The sequence below is a fragment of the Chromobacterium sp. genome (assembly GCF_041912965.1).
Classification (GTDB): domain Bacteria; phylum Pseudomonadota; class Gammaproteobacteria; order Burkholderiales; family Chromobacteriaceae; genus Chromobacterium; species Chromobacterium aquaticum.
On sequence record NZ_JAYSGF010000001.1, the window covers coordinates 16,192 to 36,289 of the forward strand.

The window sequence follows — 20,098 nt, forward strand, 5'->3', positions numbered from 1 at the left end:
TCGAGAGTTTTGGCCATGAACCGTCTTTGTTATCGTCTGATTTTCAACCGCGCGCGCGGCCTGATCATGGCCGTTGCCGAGATCGTCAAGCCGATGGGCGCGGGCGGAGGCCGCTCCGCCGCGCCGGCGGCGCCAAGCCAGCGCCTGGGCGTGACCCTGCGCGGCATCGTCTGGGCCAGTTGGTGCGCGCTGGCCGGCGCCGCGGCGCTGGCCGGCGGCATCGTGGCGGACCCGAACGCTCCGGCGGCGCAACGCCCCAGCGTGATCAACACCGCCAACGGCTTGCCGCAGGTGAACATCCAGGCGCCCAGCGCCGCCGGGGTGTCGCGCAACCAGTACAGCCAGTTCGACGTCAACAAGGGCGGGGCCATTCTCAATAACAGCGCCACCAGCGTGCAGACCCAGCTGGGCGGCTGGATCCAGGGCAACCCCAATCTCAATCCGGCCGCGCCGGCGCGGGTCATCCTCAACGAAGTCAACAGCGCCCACTCCAGCCAGCTGCGCGGTTTCCTGGAAGTGGCCGGCGGCCGCGCCCAGGTCATCGTGGCCAACCCTTCCGGCATTCTCTGCGACGGCTGCGGCACCATCAACGCCGGGCGCATGACCCTGACCACCGGCCGCCCGGAACTGAATCCGGACGGCAGCCTGGCCGGCTACCGCGTGGAAAGCGGCGTCATCCGTATCGAGGGCGCCGGCATGCAGGCCGGCAGCACTGAATACGCCGAACTGATGGCGCGGGCGGTGGAAGTGCAGGCCGGCATCTGGGCGCCGCAGCTTAGCGTCAGCGCCGGCCGCAACCGCATCAGCGCCGATCACCAAAACATTCAGGCCCTGGCGGCGGACAGCGCCGGACGGCCCGGCTTCGCCATTGACGTGGCGCAGCTGGGCGGCATGTACGCCGGCAAGATCCGTCTGCTGGCCACCGAGGCCGGCGTCGGCGTGCGCAGCAGCGGCCAACTGAGCGGCGACGAGCAACTGAAGCTGGACAGCGCCGGCCAACTGACCCTGAACGGCCGCCAGAACGGCGGCGACATCCAATACCATGCCGCCGGCGACATCGAACACGGCGGCGCCAGCTACAGCCGCGGCAAGCTGGAGCTGAGCGGCGACGCCGCCCTGCGCCAGAGCGGCACCGTGGCGGCGGCAGGCGATGTGACGGTCGGCGCGCGCAGCATCGCCGCCAGCGGCGATTTCGCCGCCGGCAGCGACGACAAGGGGCAAGTGGGAACGAGCGGCGCGCTGAGCCTGAACGCCGGCGACAAGCTGCAACTGAGCGGCCACGCCTTGGCCGGCTCCAGCCTGGAACTGAAGGCAGCGGCGCTGGATGCGGCCGACGCCAAACTGCGCGCCAAGGATAGCGTGACGCTGACGGCGGAGAACGGGCTGGGCCTCAGCCGCGCCAGCTTGAACACCGGCCGGCTGCTCATCCAGGCCGGCGGGCAGCTCAATAGCGACGCGGCCAAGCTGCAAGCCGGTCAATGGCGGGCCAGCGCCGCCGCGCTCAGCAACCAGGGCGGCGTTTGGGAACAGCTGGGCCAGGGCAGCGGCGACTTCCGCATCGGCCAACTGCTGGACAACCGCGGCGGCCGCATCGAGGCCGACAGCCTGGCGCTGAGCCTTGGCCGGCTGGATAACGGCGGCGGCAAACTGCTGGCCCTGGGCGACACGGCGCAGTCCTGGAGCGTGCGGCAAGATCTGAGCAATCAGGGCGGCCTGATCGGCGGCAACGCCGAGCTGCGCCTGAACGCCGGCAGCCTGGACAATGCCGGCGGCACGGTGCAAAGCGCGCGCGGTCTCACGCTGCGAATCGATGCCGCCGCCGGCAACCGCGACGGCAAGCTGCTGGCCGCGGACGGTTTGAACTTGACGGCCGGCAGCCTGGACAACCGCGACGGCGGCCGTGTCGATGCCGGCAAAAATCTGGTGCTGAATACCTCCGGCCTGCTGGACAACCGGGCCGGTCTGCTGGCGGGCAATACCGATGTCGCCATCAGCGCCGGCGCGCTGAGCAATGCCAAGGGCGCGATAGAAAGCCTGGGGGAACTGAGGCTGAGCGCCCAGGGCTTGCTGGACAACAATCAGGGCAAGCTGCTCAGCGCCGGCGCGCAGATGCTGAAAGCCGATGGCTTCGCCAATGACGGCGGCAGCATAGGCAGTCGCGGCAGCCTGTCACTGGACAGCGGCGCCGCCAGCAACCGCGGCGGCGAAATCCTCAGCCTGGGCAATGCCGAATTCAAGCTGGCCAGCCTGGACAACGCCGGCGGCAAAGTACACGGTGACGGCAAGCTGGAACTGCAGGCACAGGGCGACATCCTGAATCAGCAAGGGGTGGTCAGCACGTTGCAACAGCTGGAGCTGCACAGCCGCGACGGCAAGATAGCCAGCCAAGGCGGCAAGCTGCAGGCCGGCGCTACGCTGAACGCCAGCGCGAAGCTGCTGGACAATAGCCAGGGCGGCGTCATCGACGGCGGCGGCAAGCTGACGCTGAACAGCGCCGGCCAACTGGGCAATGACGACGGGCGCATCCATGGCGGCGCGGCGGTGGAGCTGCAGGCCGGCGGCCTCGGCAATGCCGGCGGCGCGCTGGAAAGCGCAAGCACGCTTACGCTCAAGGTGGACGGCAGGCTGGACAACCACGGCGGCAAACTGTTGAGCGAGCAAGCGCAGAGCTTGCAGGCCGGCAGCCTGAACAACGACAAGGGCAGCATAGGCAGCCGCGCCGGCTTGACGCTGGACAGCGGCGTCGCCAGCAACCGCGGCGGCGAAATCCTTAGCCTGGGCGATGCCGAACTCAAACTGGCCAGCCTGGACAATGCCGGCGGCAAGCTGCACAGCGACGGCAAGCTGGAGCTGAGGGCAGAGGGCGATATCCTGAGCCGCAAGGGCCAGATCAGCGCCTTGAAGCAAGTGGAACTGCATAGCCAGGGCGGCAAGCTGGACAGCCAAGGCGGCAAGCTGCTGTCCGGCGGCACGCTGAACGCCAGCGCGCAGCTGCTGGACAATAGCCAGGGCGGCGTCATCGATGGCGGCGGCAAGCTGAGCTTGAACAGCGCCGGGCGGCTGGACAATGCCGGCGGTCGCATCGGCAGCGGCGCCGACATCGCGCTGCGAGCGGGCGAACTGGAGAACGCAGGCGGCGTGGTGGAAGGCGAGGCTGCCGTCAGCACGAATATCGACCAGGCCTTGAACAATGGCCAAGGCAAGCTGCGCAGCAAGCAGGCGCTAAGCGTGCAGGCCGGCAGCGTCAACAACGACGGCGGCGAGATCGCCAGCCATCAGAGCTTGAGCTTGCAAGCCGGCGCCGCCAGCAACCGCGGCGGCGAAATCCTCAGCCTGGGCGATGCCGAGTTCCAACTGGCCAGCCTGGACAATGTCGGCGGCAAGCTGCTCAGCGACGGCACGCTGCGGCTAGGGGCGCAGGGCGACATCCTGAACCAGCAAGGGGTGGTCAGCACGCTGCAGCAACTGGAACTGCATAGCCGCGACGGCAAGATAGACAATGCGGGCGGCAAGCTGCAGGCCGGCGCTACGCTGAACGCCAGCGCGAAGCTGCTGGACAATAGCCAGGGCGGCGTCATCGACGGCGGCGGCAAGCTGACGCTGAACAGCGCCGGCCAACTGGGCAATGACGACGGGCGCATCCATGGCGGCGCGGCGGTGGAGCTGCAGGCCGGCGGCCTCGGCAATGCCGGCGGCGCGCTGGAAAGCGCAAGCACGCTTACGCTCAAGGTGGACGGCAGGCTGGACAACCACGGCGGCAAACTGTTGAGCGAGCAAGCGCAGAGCTTGCAGGCCGGCAGCCTGAACAACGACAAGGGCAGCATAGGCAGCCGCGCCGGCTTGACGCTGGACAGCGGCGTCGCCAGCAACCGCGGCGGCGAAATCCTTAGCCTGGGCGATGCCGAACTCAAACTGGCCAGCCTGGACAATGCCGGCGGCAAGCTGCACAGCGACGGCAAGCTGGAGCTGAGGGCAGAGGGCGATATCCTGAGCCGCAAGGGCCAGATCAGCGCCTTGAAGCAAGTGGAACTGCATAGCCAGGGCGGCAAGCTGGACAGCCAAGGCGGCAAGCTGCTGTCCGGCGGCACGCTGAACGCCAGCGCGCAGCTGCTGGACAATAGCCAGGGCGGCGTCATCGATGGCGGCGGCAAGCTGAGCTTGAACAGCGCCGGGCGGCTGGACAATGCCGGCGGTCGCATCGGCAGCGGCGCCGACATCGCGCTGCGAGCGGGCGAACTGGAGAACGCAGGCGGCGTGGTGGAAGGCGAGGCTGCCGTCAGCACGAATATCGACCAGGCCTTGAACAATGGCCAAGGCAAGCTGCGCAGCAAGCAGGCGCTAAGCGTGCAGGCCGGCAGCGTCAACAACGACGGCGGCGAGATCGCCAGCCTGCAAGGCTTGGATTTGCAGACGGGCGCGGCCAGCAACCAAGGGGGCGTCATCGCCAGCTTGGGCAAGGGCGAGTTCCGACTGGACAGCTTGCGGAACATCGACGGCAAGATTCTGAGCGGCGGCCAACTGCAGTTGGCCGCGCAGCGCGACATCCAGAATGCGCGCGGACTGATCGGCGCCGATCAACAACTGAGGCTGAGCAGCCGCGACGGCAAGATAGACAATCAGGGCGGCAAGCTGCAGGCCGGCGACACCTTGGCGCTCAGCGCGCGACAGCTGAACAATGGCCAGGGCGGCGTCATCGACGGCGACGGCAAGCTGACGCTGCACAGCGCCGGCCAACTGGGCAATGACGGCGGCCGCATTCGTGGCGGCGCGGCGGTGGAACTGCAGGCCGGCGAGCTGAGCAATGTCGGCGGCACGCTGGAAAGCACCGGCGCGCAGGCGCTCAAGGTGGATGGCGCGCTGGACAACCACGGCGGCAAATTGCTGAGCGAGCAGGCGCAGAGCCTGCAGGCCGCCAGCCTGAACAACGACGGCGGCAGCATCGGCAGCCGCGCCGGCTTGAAACTGGACAGCGGCGCCGCCAGCAACCGCGGCGGCGAAATCCTCAACCTGGGGGATGCCGAACTCAAACTGGCCAGCCTGGACAACAACGGCGGCAAGGTGCACAGCGATGGCAAGCTGGACGTGCGGACACAGGGGGAACTCCTGAACCGCAAGGGCCAGTTCAGCGCGTTGAAACAACTGGAGCTGCGCAGCCAGGCCGGCAAGCTGGACAACCAGGGCGGCAAGCTACTGTCCGGCGGCACGCTGAACGCCAGCGGACAACAACTGGACAATAGCCAGGGCGGCATCATCGACGGGCGCGGCGCGCTGGACCTGTCCGCCAACGATGGCCTGGACAACCGCGGCGGCGCGATCAGCGCCGGCGCCGGCCTGACGGCGCAGGCCGCCAAGATCGACAACGCCGGCGGCGCAATGGAAAGCGAAGCCGCGCTGACCTTGAGCGCCAGCGGCCAGCTGAATAATGCGAAAGGCTCCTTGCTGAGCAACCAGCGACAAAGCCTGAAAGCGGGCAGCCTGAACAACGACGATGGCGACATCGTCAGCCGCGCCGCGTTCAAGCTGCAAACCGGCGCCGCCAGCAACCAAGGCGGCCGCATCACCAGCCTGGGCGACGGCGAGATCCAGCTGGATCAACTGGACAATGGTGGCGGCAAGCTGCAAAGCGGCGGCGCGCTGACCCTGCTGAGCCAAGGCGAGATCAAGAACCAGCAGGGCCGCATCAGCGCTCAGCGCACGATGCGGCTGGACGGCAGCGCGCTGCGCAATCAGCACGGCACACTGGCCGGCGGCGAAGGCATCGAGCTGCGCGCCGGCCAGATGGACAACCAGGACGGCGCGGTGGCCAGCCAGCGCGGCTTGAGCCTGACGCTGGACACGCTGGACAACCGCGACGGCAAGATGCAGACCCTGGGCGAAATGACGCTGAGCAGCGCCGGCCTGCTGAATAATCAGGGCGGCAAGCTGGTGGCGAATCAGGGCCTGCAACTGAGCGCCGGCGAACTGGACAACCAGCGTGGCCTGATCAATAGCGGCCAGGCCATGAAGCTGGACGGCGGCGTGCTGCGCAACCAACACGGCAAGCTGATCAGCAGCGCCGATGCGAGCTATCAGCTGACGCAATTGCTCAATCAGGACGGCGAACTGCAAAGCGGCGGCGCGGCGCAACTGAGCCTGAGCGGCGCGCTGGACAATAGCCAGGGCAAGATCATCACCGACCAGGGCCTGCGGCTGCAGGCCGCCGCGGTCAACAACGCCGGCGGCATGCTCAGCAGCCGCGGCGCCTTGGCGCTGAGCGCCGGCGAACTGGGCAACCGCTATGGCAGCCTGCTGAGCCTGGGCGACATCAGCCTGGGCCTGAGCGGCTTCGACAATCAATACGGCCAAGTACAGACCGCGGGTGCGCTGGACGCGCAACTGAGCGGCCAGATCGACAACCGCCAGGGCAAGCTGATCGCCGATCGCGACCAGCGGCTGCGCGCCAGCCTGCTGCACAACCAGGGCGGCGCGGTCAGCAGCGGCCAGGCGCTGAGCCTGAACGCCGGGCAATTGAACAACCAGGGTGGCAAGATGGTGGGGCAGGCCAGCCTTAGTCTGGACCTGCGGCAGGATTACGTCTTCCGCGACGGCGACACCCTGGCCAGCCAGGGCGCGCTGAGCCTGCACACCAGCGGCAGCCTGCGCAATGAGGGAAAATGGGCCAACACCGGCAACATCAGCCTGCAAGCAGCCAGCTTCAGCAATGCCGCCGGCGCCAAGCTGGCCGCGCGCGGCCAGCTGGACATCAACAGCACCGGCCAGGCGCTCAACCAGGGCCGGCTGGACGCCGAGCAACTTAGCTTGACCGCGGCGGCGCTGGACAACACCGGCATGATCAGCGGCCGCGACGTCACGGTGAACGGCGGCGTCATCGACAACCACGGCGGCCAGGCGGTGCTGGCCGCCACCCGCAGCCTCAGCCTCAACGCGGGCAGCCGCCTGAGCAACCGCGACAGCGGCTACATCTACAGCGGCGGCGCCTTGAGTCTGAGCAGCGGCGACCTGATTGAAAACATTTCCACCACCATAGAGGCCGAAGGCGATGTTTCCATCCGCGCCGGCCGGCTCAACAACCAGCGCACCCACGTCAATATCCAGCGCGCGGCGGAAAGCAAGAACTATAGCTGGTACAAGTACAACTACTATTGGGACGTGTTCGAACGCGTGGGCGGCTGGGACTGGTCGGCCGTCACCAAATCGCTGCCGGTCAACGACGCTGAAGCGGCCAAGACGCGTTACGGCACCATCCTGCAGGTGAATGAAGCCAAGAAGCAGGCCCTGGTCCGTTTCCAAGGCACTCAGGAACGCTGGGTCAACTACAACGCCATCAAGAAAAACGACAGCGGCGGCTACGACATGACCTTCTACCAAGGCTACAGCTGCTTCCAGGGTGCGGCCTGTCCTTACGAGCACACCGTCTGGCGCGAGGTATGGTCTGGCCGCAACGAACAATGGAACCCGGACATTCACATCAATCCGCTGGAGCTGGATTTTGTCGACCCCAATAACAAGTTCAACTTGCGGAATCGCTCCGCCAGCGGCACCAAGACCCGAGACAAATTGATCTCCGTCGGCGAAGTCGCCAGCCTGAGCGCCGGCGGCAATATGACGGTGAGCATCAGCGGACAACTCTTGAACGACGCCAGCCGCATCGCCGCCAATGGCGGCATCACCATCAACGGGGCGGACAACGGCGGCGGAGATGGCCGGGTGATCAACCGCGCCTATTCCGTCAACGAGCGCATCCAGGAAACCGGCACCGATCACTACGACCGCAACACCCGCCATTGGTATCCCACATACACCTTGGACAAAACGGTGGCGCTGCAGACCATAGACGCCACCATCGCCGGTCACCAGGGCGTCAGCGTGCGCGCGCCCAGCATAGAAAACATCACCGTCAATCCGGCCCAGGTCAGCGTGGCCGAAGCGGCCAAGGCCGCCGCGAAGGCGGAACAGGCGGCTTGGGACGGCGCGCAGACCGCCGCCAGCGCCGGCCAGGCCCGTGGCGGCCAGGGGCCGCAGGCCGGCCGCCTGGGCCAGGTGCAATCCGGCGCGGAGGCCTTGCCCTTGAGTTTGGGCGCGGGCGAACGCATCGCTCCTAGCGCCGGGCATAACGCGGTGGCCGCGGTGCAAGCCGGCACGGCGGCACAGCAGGTCAAGCTGGAGCAAAACCCGTCCACTGTCGGCCCGGCGCTTGAAGGCGCCAAGCTGGAGCACGCCCAGGCCGGCGGCGCCCCCGCCGCCGCGCAAGTGGCCACGGCCCAGCCGCGCGCGCAAGCGCATCCGCTCAAGGGCAGCGCCGCCCAGCCCGGCTTGCTGGACCGCCTGCCCAACAACCAGCTGTTCCAGCAAAACCCCAGCCCCACGGCGCCCTACTTGATAGAGACCGACAGCCGCTTCACCGAGTACAACAACTTCGTCAGCAGCGACTACATGCTGAAACAGTTGAACTACGACCCGGCCGGCGTGCACAAGCGCTTGGGCGACGGCTATTACGAGCAAAAGCTGGTGCGTGACCAGATCCTGGCGCTGACCGGCCGCCCATCGCTGCGCGGCGAAGACGCCACCGAGCAATTCAAGGCGCTGATGAACCAGGGCGTCAACGTGGCCAAGGACTTCCGGCTCACCACCGGGGTGGCGCTGACGCCGGCGCAAATCGCCGCCTTGCAGCAAGACATCGTCTGGATGGTCAGCGAAACCGTCCACACCGCCAACGGGCCGCAAACCGTGCTGGTGCCCACCGTCTATCTGGCGCACAACACCGTGGGGCTCACCGGCGACGGCGCGGTGATCGCCGGCAAGGACCTCAGCCTGTCCGCCGCCAGCCTGAGCAATAGCGGCAAGCTGCAAGCCGATCAAAGCCTGGTGGCCAAGGCCGATGTCATCCGCAACACCGGCGGCCTGATCCAGGCCGACACCGTCAAGCTGCTGGCGGACAACCTGACGCTGGACACTGATCTGCAGAACGCCGGCCGCCAGGCCGCCGTCAGCGGGCGCGATGTCAGCCTGAGCGGCGCTGACATCGCTTTGAAGGGCGCCAAGGTGGACGCCTTGGAACAACTGACGCTCAGCGCCAGCAACAATCTGACCTTGAGCACCGCGCGCAGCCGCAAGGAAGGCAGCGTGGACCTGATTGCCGGCAGCATGGGCAACCGCGATGCCAGCTTGGGCCCCGATGTGGGCGGCAGCGGCATCGCCACCGTCAGCGGCGTGTGGGAGACCGCGCAGGGCAGCAGCCTGCAATCCGGCGGCAAGCTCAACTTGAGCGCGGGCAAGGACCTGACGTTGACCGGCTCCAGCGCCCAGGCCAAGGGTCAACTCAATGTCAGCGCCGGCAACCGGCTGTCGGTGTTGGCCGATAAAACCACCAACAACACCAAGCTCACCGCCGATAGCGCCAGCTCTCGCGTGGAGGCGCGCTATCAGGCCGATACGCTGATTGCCAGCCAGCTCAGCGGCGGAGCCGGCGTGGTCGCCGTGGCCGGCCAGGCGCTCAGCGTGCAAGGCAGCCGCGTCGCCAGCGATCAGGGCCAGGTGCTGCTGTCCGGCACCCAAGTGGATATCGGCGCGACGGAGCGCCATGTGGAAATCGACGATTACGAAAACAACCACATTGGCCAGACCCGCAGCCAACGCCAGCAAGCCATTCGCGACACGCAAGCGCAGGGCAGCCAGATCGGCGGTCAGCAGGGTGTGACCATCCAGGCACGCGATACCGACATCAAAGTGCTGGGAAGCGATATCGCCAGCGATAAAGGCGATCTCAAGCTCAGCGCCACCCGCGACATCCAAGTGGGCGCGGCGGAAGAAAGCTACAGCTTCCAGGAACAATCCAGCAGCACCCGCAAGGGCTTGGCCAGCAGCAAGCAAAGCCAGGGCAAGACCGATAATTGGCAAACGACAGCCAAGGGTAGCAGCCTGTCCGGTGACAGCATTCGTATCCAAGCCGGACAGGACCTGACCGTGGCCGGCAGCAGCGTGGCGGCCACTCATGACGTGGATCTGCTCGCCGGCCGGGACGCCAACGTCACCACCGCAGAGAATCGTCAGTACAACCACCACGAGGAAAGCGTCAAGAAATCCGGCTTGCTGAGTAGCGGCGGCATCGGCTTCAGCATCGGCAGCCAGAAACAGCGAGACCAAGTAGGCGAAACCAGCGTCAGCCATACCAGCAGCACCGTTGGCAGCGTGCTGGGCCATGTCAATGTCGATGCTGGCCGCAATGCCTTGATCAAGGGCTCCGACCTGGTCGCCGGTGGCGACATCGACGTGTTGGCGCAGAACATCCGTGTCGAAGACGTGGCCAACCGCTATCAGCGCGACGAGAAGCACGAAGCCAGCAAGAGCGGCCTGACCGTGGCCTTGTCCGGGGCGGTGGGCTCCGCCGCCAATACCGCGGTGCAACAGGCGCAGGAACTGAGCAAGGCGCCCAGCGGCCGCCTGGCCGCGCTGCAAGGCATACAGGCCGGCCTGTCCGGCTATCAAGCCTACCAGGCCTATCAGCAGGAAATGCTGAAGCCGGCGGAAGAGCAAAGCTTTGTCGGCGTCAGCCTGTCGGTGGGCAGCCAGAAGAGCGAATCCCACAGCCAGCGCCAGCAAAGCCAGAGCCAGGGCAGCCAGCTCACCGCCGGCGGCAATCTCAGCCTCACCGCCACCGGCAGCGGCGCGAAGGATGCCCAGGGCAAGGCGCAGGATGGGGACATCAGCGTCACCGGCGGCCATCTCAAGGCTGGCAAGGACCTGACGCTGGACGCCGCGCGCGACTTGCAGCTGCAGGCCGGCCATCATCAGGACAGCCAGAACGGCGGCAACAACAGCAGCGGCTGGAACGTGGGCGTCAGCATAGGCATAGGCCAGGGCGCGGGCATTTCCGTGTTCGCCAACGCCAACAAGGGCAAGGGCAAGGAGGAGGGCAATGGCAGCCGCTGGAACGAAACCGTGCTCAGCGCCGGCGACACCCTGAACCTGCAAAGCGGCCGCGATACCAGCCTGACCGGCGCGCAAGCCAGCGGCAAGACCGTGGTGGCGGACATCGGCCGCAATCTGACGCTGCAAAGCCAGCAAGACCGCGACTACTACCACAGCCAGCAAAGCAATATCTCAGCCGGCGCCAGCTTCACTTTCGGCAGCATGAACGGCAGCGCCTCCATCAGCGGCAGCCGCCAGAAGGCGGACAGCGACTTTGTCAGCGTGCAGCAGCAAACCGGCCTCTACGCCGGCCAGGGCGGCTTCGACATCCAGGTGGGCCGCCATACCCAACTGGACGGCGCGGTGATCGCCAGCACCGCCAAGGCCGACAAAAACACGCTGGATACCGGCACGCTGGGCTTCAGCAATCAGCACAACCAGGCGGACTTCAAGGTGGAAAGCCAAAGCTTCGGCTTCAGCACCGGCGGCAGCCTCACCGGTACGCTGAAAGGCACGCTGATGAGCCAGGGCGCCAGCAGCGTGCTGGGCGGCGGCAACAGCAGCGGCCACGCCGAATCCACCACCTATGCCGCGGTCAGCGAAGGGGCGATCAAGGTCCGCGACCAGGACAAACAGCAACAAGACCTGAAAGCTCTGAGCCGCGACGCCGAACACGCCGCCAACGGCCTGAGCCCTATCTTCGATAAGGAGAAGGAGCTCAACCGCTTGCAGGAAGCACAGCTGGTCGGCCAGATCGGCGCGCAAGCCACCCAGATCGTCGCCACTGAGATGATGATGAAGGCGAACGAGGAGTTGCGACGCAATCCCGCATATGCGGACAGCGAAGACTATAAGAAGCTGAACGCTAAATGGGGTGCCGACAGCGATTTCCAGCGTGCCGCCCAAGCCGCCACCGCCGCGCTGCAAGGCCTGGCCGGCGGCAATGTGCAAGCCGCCATCAGCGGCGCCGCCGCGCCTTACCTGGCCGGCGTGGTCAAGAACATGACCGACGGCAACAAGGAAGCCAATGTGATGGCGCACGCCTTGCTGGGCGCGACGCTGGCGCAGATGAAGGGAGAAAACGCGGCAGCGGGGGCGGCCGGCGGCGCAGCGGCTCCTATCGTGGCAGAATTGCTGCTTAGCCAACTATACCCAGGGAAAGCAGTCAAGGATCTCAACGAGTCCCAGAAACAGACCATTTCCGCGCTGACCACGATGGCGGGCAGTCTGGCGGGCTCGCTGGCTGGGGGGGATAGTGCCGGGGCGTTGACTGGGGCGCAGACGGCTAAGAATGAAGTAGAGAACAATACACTAAAGCCCAAAGAAATTGATGCTTTGGGAAGAAAGCTTGCAACTCAGTGTGGAGGGAAGCAAGGTGCAGCTAAGTCATTATGTGAAAATGACTTAATTAAAGTTGCAGTTCAAGAAAGTGATCGGCGAAATAACTTTAGCCCAGAGTACCAAAAGGCATTCAATACCGCATTGAATAATGCAATGTCTAGTGTATCCTCAATTTGCAAGGCAGATAGTCAGTGTGTTACTGAGGTTGCAAACAGCTTGCTGCAGGCACGATTGACATGTAACACAGTTGAGTGCGCCAATGATATGGCCGGAGGTGCAATACGTAACGCAGCCGTGCATTATGGCGGGGTTCTGGATATCGTTAAAATTGCGGCTGGTGATTTTGGTTGGTTGATAGGGCTAAAGGGGCCGAAGGCAATTACCTCTGAGGGTACTGCAAAATCCGGATCGTTGGTCGTTGATACGGTTACCCCAAGTGGAACTGTACTTGTTCCTGGATCAGGGATAAAACCTGCGATCACGCAAGGTGGCACTGTTGAATTGTTTACAGATGCTTCAGGTGCCAAAGTTCCGGGAGCAGTGGCAGTTGGGCCGACAACGCCAAATGCAGTTGGGTCAAATGCAATGAGGATGCCAAATATTCCCAGTAACAGTCAGGCAACTGTAGTTGCGAATAATCCATTTATTCCGCCAAACGCAGGAGGAACCGGCTCTATGATGGATTACTTACCTGAGGCCGCTCGTATCACTCAGCCCGGAGGAGAAATTATTATTAATGGCACTCCCGCTAATAAGTATTTAACCAATATGCCGACGCAGGTGCAGCTTGATGCACTAGGTTTGTCAGTTAAGTATCAGGGCCCACTGCTCCCCCAGTTTCAAGGTATGACATTCTTGAGAACGGATGGCTCAGTACTTACGGCGCCAATGAAGTCGGTTGTGTTAGTAAAAAAACCATAAGGATTGCAAGTGAAAATTTTCAAAAATTGCTGGGATAAGATAGATACTTACAACTGTCAATATGGGGCGCATGTATTTTTCGATTCAACAGCGGAAATTTATGTAAACCAATGGCTGGCTCCTAGTCGTGAGCTATATCATGAATTTTCTCGAGTAAATGATGAAGGGTATGCGGGGCATTGTAAACTTGTATTTACCGGAGTGAGAAAATTCGATTTTCAAGTGACGTTGATGCATAAGGATGAAGATGGGAAATTGTTTTGGAGGGATCCTATGTGTACAAGCTACGAAGGTAATGTGACTGAAGGCTTAAAAGAGTATATTTTAGAAGGGAGTCTCCACGGGTTTTTATCGTCAGTTGCAATTAACGTGGAGGCCCAAGGATTTGAATTGCATATTTTAGAGAATGATGAACCAGCAAGGCAATCTTAGGTAATGTGATTTATTGGGCTAAATGGCAAGACTGTAACTGTGGAAATTGGGAGGCTTGGTATCAGTCGACCTACTGCGATGAGTATCCAGTTAACTCCGCCTTTTCTCATCAACAAGAAGAAACCGCGTTTTGGAGTGCAGGCATCATGCTGCAGCAGAAGCTGCAAAGGGAGCTTGGTGCAAGCTATCAGGTTGTTACTGGTTTTGAAAACCGCCCGATGGTGTGAGACGCACACCTAAAGTAAAAGAATGTTAACTTAGGAAGACTATGAGCATTGAAAGGCAGATGGAATTATTGGCTGAGTTGGCTCAAATTGTACATGAGTCAGCAGAAGAGCCGTATAGCGAGGCTCACTGCGATTTTGAGTATGAATGTGGCGAAAAGGACTGGGCCGTTGGTTTTGGTTTTTCTTATACTGCACAAGGGGTTAGTAAGTCTAAGCTTTTGAAAAACCCACAAAATCAAGTGCCGGAGTTAGTGCATGAGCTACATGAGATCATGCTTCATCATACAGGTGGTTTTTGGAAGCAATTTGTATTGTCTATTGATGCTGATGGCAAGGCCCATACCAAATTTTTTATTGAGGAGTAAGCTCATCAAGGCCACGAACGGATCTCTACCTTTGGGTGTTGTATAGAATGTACTGTATTGCAAAAAACCCGCAGCTGCGGGTTTTTTGCTGTGAATTGTGCGGGCTTGTTGGTACTAGCTATGCTGGCGGCGTGACTTTAGGTTGCATCTGGATGGTCTTTTATTTGCTTGGAGTTGCTTGAAAATGATGCACATGACAATGTGCCTTCTTGATAAGTCTATATTTGATCTGTCTTGTTGCTGTGATTTTTTATTGGCTCAGAAGAGGCCGTGTTTTGGAGTGCAGGCATCATGCTGCTGCAGCTGCAAAAGCAGGAAAAAGTGTTGTATCGAATGCCATAGTGAAGACCTCTATTGCGTCAGAAGTACTCGCTACGGAGAATGGTGTTAAGGGGGTAAGCATGCCCGATGTTGTTTCAGGAGTAAAACTCTCAGATCAGGCAAGAAATTTATATGCATAAGTAAAGTATAGGAAAGCATTGGATGTTCATTATGAGGATTTGGTCAGAAGGGTTGCAAATAGATCCTCTGAAGTGATAAATGGCCGAGAAATAGATGTTGTGAATGAGAAGGCACTAATTCAGGTCAAAGAACGTACTCAGCAGTGGATAAGCCCGTAGACTTCCTGAACAAGTCGACAAGAAACCAAATAAAGGGCACTATTGACATGGCTAATCAGCAAGGCAAAGCAGCTGAATTTTGGTTTAAATATGGAGCGTGCCCAAAAGTGAGAAGTTATATTGAGACAAAAGGTGGAGTGGTTCGTGTGGAAATGGGGCGGTAAATGGCTAGCTATGTTCTGATAAGAGGTTGGATTGAGTGTGACTTTGAGGATGTGGTAAAAATCAAGGAGTCAGTTGAGAGTTGCTGGATGAAATTTTCTGAGTTTCAAGTAGAGGAGGCGGTTGCTGTTTTGTATGGCAAGGGGTGGAGCTTTCCTGTGGAACCTATTAACAGGGTGAACTTTGTTTTTTTGGTGCAAGCATAAATAAAAATAACTTGCTGTTTGTTAAGGGGGCAGTGTTAGAGCTGACTAAGCTTGGCTTGGATATTAAAGGCTTGTTTTATGTTGATGATGAAGATGATTGTGTAGCTAGGTTGTGGAGAGTGTCCGAAAGCGAGTTTGTTGAGGAAGAAAGGGACTGATTCAAAATAACATGATCAACCTCCATTGTGGCTATGGCTGTGATAAGGAGAGAGGCCCTAGACTTTCATGGTCGTGAAGCTGTTGGATCGTTTGGTGGTAGACCATCTGCAAGATAGCATAGTTTTCATGTGCTATCCGTGAGGGGGGGGCGTCGGTGACATTTGGATGGATTCGAAACAATGACGGCATCGTCAGATTAACAACAGCTATTCCGACCAAGAAATGAATACAAAATTCTTTAAGTATGACGTGGTGAGATCAACTTGCTCTCTCGTGGATGGTGTGCCGAGTGGGACAACCGGAGCCATTTTGATGGTGTTTGCATCAGAACATCCTCAGTATGAAGTCGAGTTTGTTGACAGCGAAGGCGAATCACTAGCCGTCTTAACAGTGAAAGAGGAGAATTTAGAACTTGTGCAGCATTCTGGTTGATGCTTCAGCGGCTTTGTTGCACAAATCAGAGCTTGCGTCCATTCGGTAAAGTGACGGGGTGAGCAAGCCCTTCCTTCTCAAAGGTACTGTGGATAGTCCAGATAGAGATTTGTATGGATAGAATTGATAAGCAATGGATTTGTGAAATTAGAGAATATTTGGATGGTTTCGGCACAGGAGGGGAGGACCTGTATCACGTTTTAAGCTCTGTCTTGTTGGAGGACAAAATGAACTATTTACAGTTTCTTGCCCGTGCAAGCGAGGGACATGGATGCCATGTCCATGAAGGTCTAGGGTATTCATTAGATCAAGACTGGGACTTTCCAGAAGACTTTGATGAGGTTGCTTTTTTTGTTGGAGATTTTGAAAGCTCTACCTTGAAAGTTTCTGAATTTTTACTGGCGATTTCGTGTATTTCAAAGGCTTATGTGGAGCGGCATGTAGAGGACAAGCAAGCGGTTGAACGTTACATAGGAAAAATAAGATCTCGCTATTCTATTTTGTGATGGTTGAGGTGTATCTCGTGGTGAACTTGCATGTAGTGCTACCATAGTTGAGTGGCGTAAAGGCTGTCTGAGCCGAACTTTTACTCACTGGGTTTTGGTAATCTGCATAAACGATTATTAAGAAGTAGCATGAAATGGTGTTGGCATGCATAAAGAGATTTTTGGTCAGCCATATGATGAGCGCGATACAAATTGGGTTGTGTTGGCGTATTTGGATAGAATGTACAGTGATGGAAAATTTATCGAGGCGATTGAGTCTATTTCAGATGGAGTCGGCTTGAGTGTGGATGGCGCTTATTGCCATTTCCCATTTATGGATAGTTTTTACGATGAAGATAGATTTGAAGGGATTAAATTTATTTGCGGATACTCGATGGATGGGGGTGATGGTGAAGTGATTGTAAGTCTAGACGTTTGTTTGAGTTTGATTAATATTGCGTGTGCAAAATACATGAAAAATCATCCAGAGGATGAGCGGATTGTAAAAGATATTTTTGATAAAACAAGTGAGAGATTTGGTGGTATTAATGGCGCATAATATTGGATATTTCATATTTGAAGTGAAGCGGGTGTTAAGGAAAAGTAGGAAAGCATAGGGTGGCGTGGGCTTACCTATGAGGTCATGGCAGGTAAAATTAGGTGGTTTGTAACTACAATTCCGAAAAAAGGAGGGGGGAGATGTTTATTAGGTCGGTGCCAGACAGTATTGAACTTTTAGGGTTTTTTGAGTCGGACCCTGTAACTGAAAACAAGCAGGATCTACATTTTTCATATAGATATACTGATGTTAGCAATGTTACGGTTGTTTTGTCTTATTGCGAGGTCGCAGGGTGGGTTCAGGTTGTCTTGGAATTTCAGGGGCGCGAAATGTCTCGATTTTTGTGTGAGTGTGTTTCTTGTTTTGAAATAAGGCGAGATGGTGTTGGGGAGATTTTAAGTGCTAAGGTTATGTTTGGGGGTATGAGGCATGATTTTTCATTAAGAGTAAAGCCTTTTGTGAGTTTTAATTGCTCAAATTTGGAGATGTAAGAGTGGATGGAAGAGTGGAAATGCTGAAGGCAAATAGTGAGACGGGGTGCGTTTTGCAACGAGGTGGTCGTTCCTAAAATGAAATAATGTAATGAAATTAATAATTAATTTCCCTAATGATTTATTGTCTCAATCCTTGGTGCAGCAAAAAAATATACCCTGTCTTTGTAAGATAGGTATTAATTTTGAAGTGCATTTCCAATGCTTGCAATATGAGAAATTTGGGCTCGTTGAGGATTGGGACAGAAAGGAGTTGGAGTGGCGAGCCCCTGCAGGAGCAGGTGGAGCATGGACGCATCATAGGTGCTGCGTGATTTCACTTGAGCCAGTATCTGATGGTGTATACAAAATTGAAGATCTCTCAATGTTTTATGAAGATATGGGGTGGTTGCCAGTTCTCAAAAACTCTATATATGTGACGCCTGTCGGTATTTGGGATGAAGAGTAAGTTGAGTCGAGCGAATGGAAGTAAAGAGAACGACGTCCCCCCGGTATTGGGTGGCGCGTGACTTTAGAGTCCAATCAACCACACACGGAGATTGGACATGAAGATAACGACTCCGCAAAGATCTAGTGGTAAGCCAGGAAAATTTTTGACGATTTCGATGAAGTCATTAAATAATACTTGTCGGTTTGATTTTTTAACAGAAGGCTGAGCATGAAAATTGTGTTTCAAGATTGCTTTATTGATATTTTTTCCATTTATTGGATTGATGGGAAGACATTTTTCCTGGGGTTGCCAGCTGGGCACGGAGGTTTGATTTCTTATGACTCTTCTCAAGTAGAAGTTGTAGACGCCACATTGGCAGGTAGGTTGGTGTTTTGTGAGCTTAATCAGATTAAGGGTGTCTATCATTGGTCGATGATTGAAGAGCAATTGCTGGATGATTTGTTAGAGTCTGATGAGGATGCCTATCGTAGATTTTTGGAGATTATTAAAGAGGAGGGGCTTGTTGATGCTGAATTCTGCTAAAAAGAAAGTGATGGTTTGTGCGTGTTGATGCTTGAGTAAATGGAAAATTGTTTCCTTGCTAGTGGCCTCGATAAAGAGATTGAGATAAATTGCTGTTTTGCAATGGTCTCAGGGGTTGGGTTCTTGGGAGAGAGTAAGGAAGACGCATTCTCTATGAAAAATGCTATAAAAATCCAGCATCCCGATCTTGAAAAAATACTTTTCTCCTTGGTTCCTGCTCTTGGTGGGGGTGAGTTCAGTTATTTGTGTAATGCAAGCGTAATTGGTGTCCTGTGGAAAAGTGAGGATGTAAAATTACAAAGAGAGATTGTTGATATTAAAAAATTTAATTTAATTGTTGGTGGCCTGTGTTTTAAGGTTTTTTTAATTTAAAGGGTTGTTGTGGGCGTAAAGGCCGTCATGCTTGGTGGGCGGCGTAAATTAATATAACCCTGAGCAAAATTCATATCGGTTTGGTTGTTTTTCAACTAGAATCGCCCTTGATGAATAAAATTTCTGTAAGCGAAGAGTGCTACGCCATTTGGAAAGTGGGAAAGGTGGCGGAGTAAGCCGCTCCGGATTTGTGCGTAAATGAATTTTTCTATTTGATAGGATGATGAATGGCAATGTATTCATTTCTTGATGGAATGAAAAGTGATTTTCTAAAAATTATTAGCGAAAAATATTCTAGTGCTGTTGATGTTGATGATTTGTCGATTGACTATGGTGCATCACTGGAGAATTTGCTATTAAAGTATATGGCACTTTGCCAGTCTAGTGCTGCTCTGCTTTCCGGTGCGAAAAGTGTTAACGATGAATTGGCAATGCAATCGGCGTTGATAAGGCTAAGGAGCTACGCAATAGGCTTGTCAAGTTTGTTTGATGCAATTGCTGATAATGCGGAAACTATACTTAAAATAGGGGAGTGGCCGGAGCTGCCTGAAGGATATGAACTGCCAGATTGCTATGGTAACTTGGGGAATGATTAGACGCTAGGGATGTTGTGCTTGTTTAAGTGGCGTTGTTGGAACATATCTGACAAACAGAAATATTAAAGTAGATAAAGTGGATGTTGTCATTGATGCTGAGGTCCATCTTTGGGTGGGGTTTAGAACTTACATTCTTTACAAGTTGAATGTTGAATTGTAACGATGCGCTTTTTAGATGAAACAAGTTATCCGACTTTCTCCCGAGCATTTCTGCCATTGCCTATGGATGTTTTTTGATGATGGCGGAGTTGAAGATTTTCCCGCGGAGCACCTTCCCATTAGTTTGGCCCTAAAAAATGAAGTGGAAAATTGGGAGGCTTGGTATCAGTCGACCTACTGAGATGAGTATCCAGCTAACTCCGCCTTTCCTCAACCACAAGAAGAGGCCACGTTTTGGTGTGTAGGTACGCTTGCTACAGCAGAAGCCACAAAAAGAGTTGGGCGCGGGGTACGAGATTGTTTCTTGTTTCAAAAATGACTAGATGGAGTAGGTTGTTGGAAAGTAAAGTGGTCAGGTAAGAAATGAACATTGGCTTGAGAAGGTCATCGGAAGATCGTAGTTATGTCTTGGTCGAGGATGTTGGTTTGAATTGGCATGCATTTCCGGGATTTGCCTCTGACTTGCTTTCTAAAATGCTTGCCAGGAATATCCGGCATTTGTTCTGTGGAGAGGTGTTTGATGCACATGTCTACCATTTTGAATGGCAAGGTGTCGAGTGTGAACTATTTTTTGATGAGTGGCCTGGGGAGTTTACGATCCAAGCTTTAGACTCCACTCAGGTTGGTGATGGCTTGTGTGGTGAGTTATAAGGTATAGCGTTCTGTTTGGTCGCTAATAAAGCAACCCGC

Annotated in this window: 14 protein-coding genes; all 14 read left to right on the forward strand. The window is 57.1% G+C overall.

Annotated features, from left to right (window positions below):
• The first annotated feature begins 15 nt into the window (after positions 1–15).
• The 14 genes from ACE3QM_RS00045 (at position 16) to ACE3QM_RS00110 (ending at position 20,059) form a co-directional block, all read left to right on the forward strand.
• On the forward strand, positions 16–13,170 hold the full coding sequence (locus tag ACE3QM_RS00045; protein ID WP_374419274.1) for a hemagglutinin repeat-containing protein: 13,155 nt from the start codon (positions 16–18) through the stop codon (positions 13,168–13,170).
• Positions 13,171–13,179: 9 nt separating this feature from the next.
• The gene (locus ACE3QM_RS00050; protein ID WP_374419276.1) at positions 13,180–13,602 is read left to right on the forward strand and encodes a hypothetical protein; all 423 of its coding nucleotides are present in this window, start codon (positions 13,180–13,182) and stop codon (positions 13,600–13,602) included.
• Between the two features lie 5 nt (positions 13,603–13,607).
• The gene (locus ACE3QM_RS00055) at positions 13,608–13,829 is read left to right on the forward strand and encodes a hypothetical protein (protein WP_374419277.1); all 222 of its coding nucleotides are present in this window, start codon (positions 13,608–13,610) and stop codon (positions 13,827–13,829) included.
• A 41-nt stretch (positions 13,830–13,870) separates the two neighbouring features.
• Positions 13,871–14,194, forward strand: a complete 324-nt coding sequence (locus tag ACE3QM_RS00060; protein ID WP_374419279.1) for a hypothetical protein — start codon at positions 13,871–13,873, stop codon at positions 14,192–14,194.
• 500 nt (positions 14,195–14,694) lie between these two features.
• Positions 14,695–14,814 (forward strand): restriction endonuclease fold toxin, encoded by a 120-nt coding sequence (locus ACE3QM_RS00065; RefSeq protein WP_374419626.1) that lies wholly within the window; start codon positions 14,695–14,697, stop codon positions 14,812–14,814.
• Entirely contained in the window at positions 14,799–14,978 is a 180-nt protein-coding gene (locus tag ACE3QM_RS00070) for a restriction endonuclease fold toxin (RefSeq protein ID WP_374419281.1), read from the forward strand. Before ACE3QM_RS00065 ends, ACE3QM_RS00070 begins: the two co-directional genes overlap by 16 nt.
• A gap of 585 nt (positions 14,979–15,563) precedes the next feature.
• A complete protein-coding gene (locus tag ACE3QM_RS00075; RefSeq protein ID WP_082150916.1) occupies positions 15,564–15,773 on the forward strand; it encodes a DUF4926 domain-containing protein in 210 nt (69 codons plus the stop codon).
• A 113-nt stretch (positions 15,774–15,886) separates the two neighbouring features.
• A complete protein-coding gene (locus ACE3QM_RS00080) occupies positions 15,887–16,279 on the forward strand; it encodes a hypothetical protein (protein WP_374419282.1) in 393 nt (130 codons plus the stop codon).
• A 145-nt stretch (positions 16,280–16,424) separates the two neighbouring features.
• Positions 16,425–16,817, forward strand: coding sequence for a ribonuclease toxin immunity protein CdiI (cdiI, locus tag ACE3QM_RS00085; protein ID WP_374419284.1), 393 nt, complete (start codon positions 16,425–16,427; stop codon positions 16,815–16,817).
• 582 nt (positions 16,818–17,399) lie between these two features.
• Positions 17,400–17,756, forward strand: a complete 357-nt coding sequence (locus ACE3QM_RS00090; protein ID WP_374419286.1) for a hypothetical protein — start codon at positions 17,400–17,402, stop codon at positions 17,754–17,756.
• Between the two features lie 210 nt (positions 17,757–17,966).
• On the forward strand, positions 17,967–18,281 hold the full coding sequence (locus ACE3QM_RS00095) for a hypothetical protein (RefSeq protein WP_374419288.1): 315 nt from the start codon (positions 17,967–17,969) through the stop codon (positions 18,279–18,281).
• 39 nt (positions 18,282–18,320) lie between these two features.
• On the forward strand, positions 18,321–18,653 hold the full coding sequence (locus ACE3QM_RS00100; RefSeq protein WP_374419290.1) for a hypothetical protein: 333 nt from the start codon (positions 18,321–18,323) through the stop codon (positions 18,651–18,653).
• 227 nt (positions 18,654–18,880) lie between these two features.
• Positions 18,881–19,249, forward strand: coding sequence for a hypothetical protein (locus ACE3QM_RS00105; RefSeq protein ID WP_374419292.1), 369 nt, complete (start codon positions 18,881–18,883; stop codon positions 19,247–19,249).
• Positions 19,250–19,771: 522 nt separating this feature from the next.
• Positions 19,772–20,059 carry a hypothetical protein gene (locus tag ACE3QM_RS00110; protein WP_374419294.1) on the forward strand — a complete coding sequence of 96 codons (288 nt, stop codon included), beginning with the start codon at positions 19,772–19,774 and terminating at the stop codon, positions 20,057–20,059.
• Positions 20,060–20,098 lie beyond the last annotated feature (39 nt).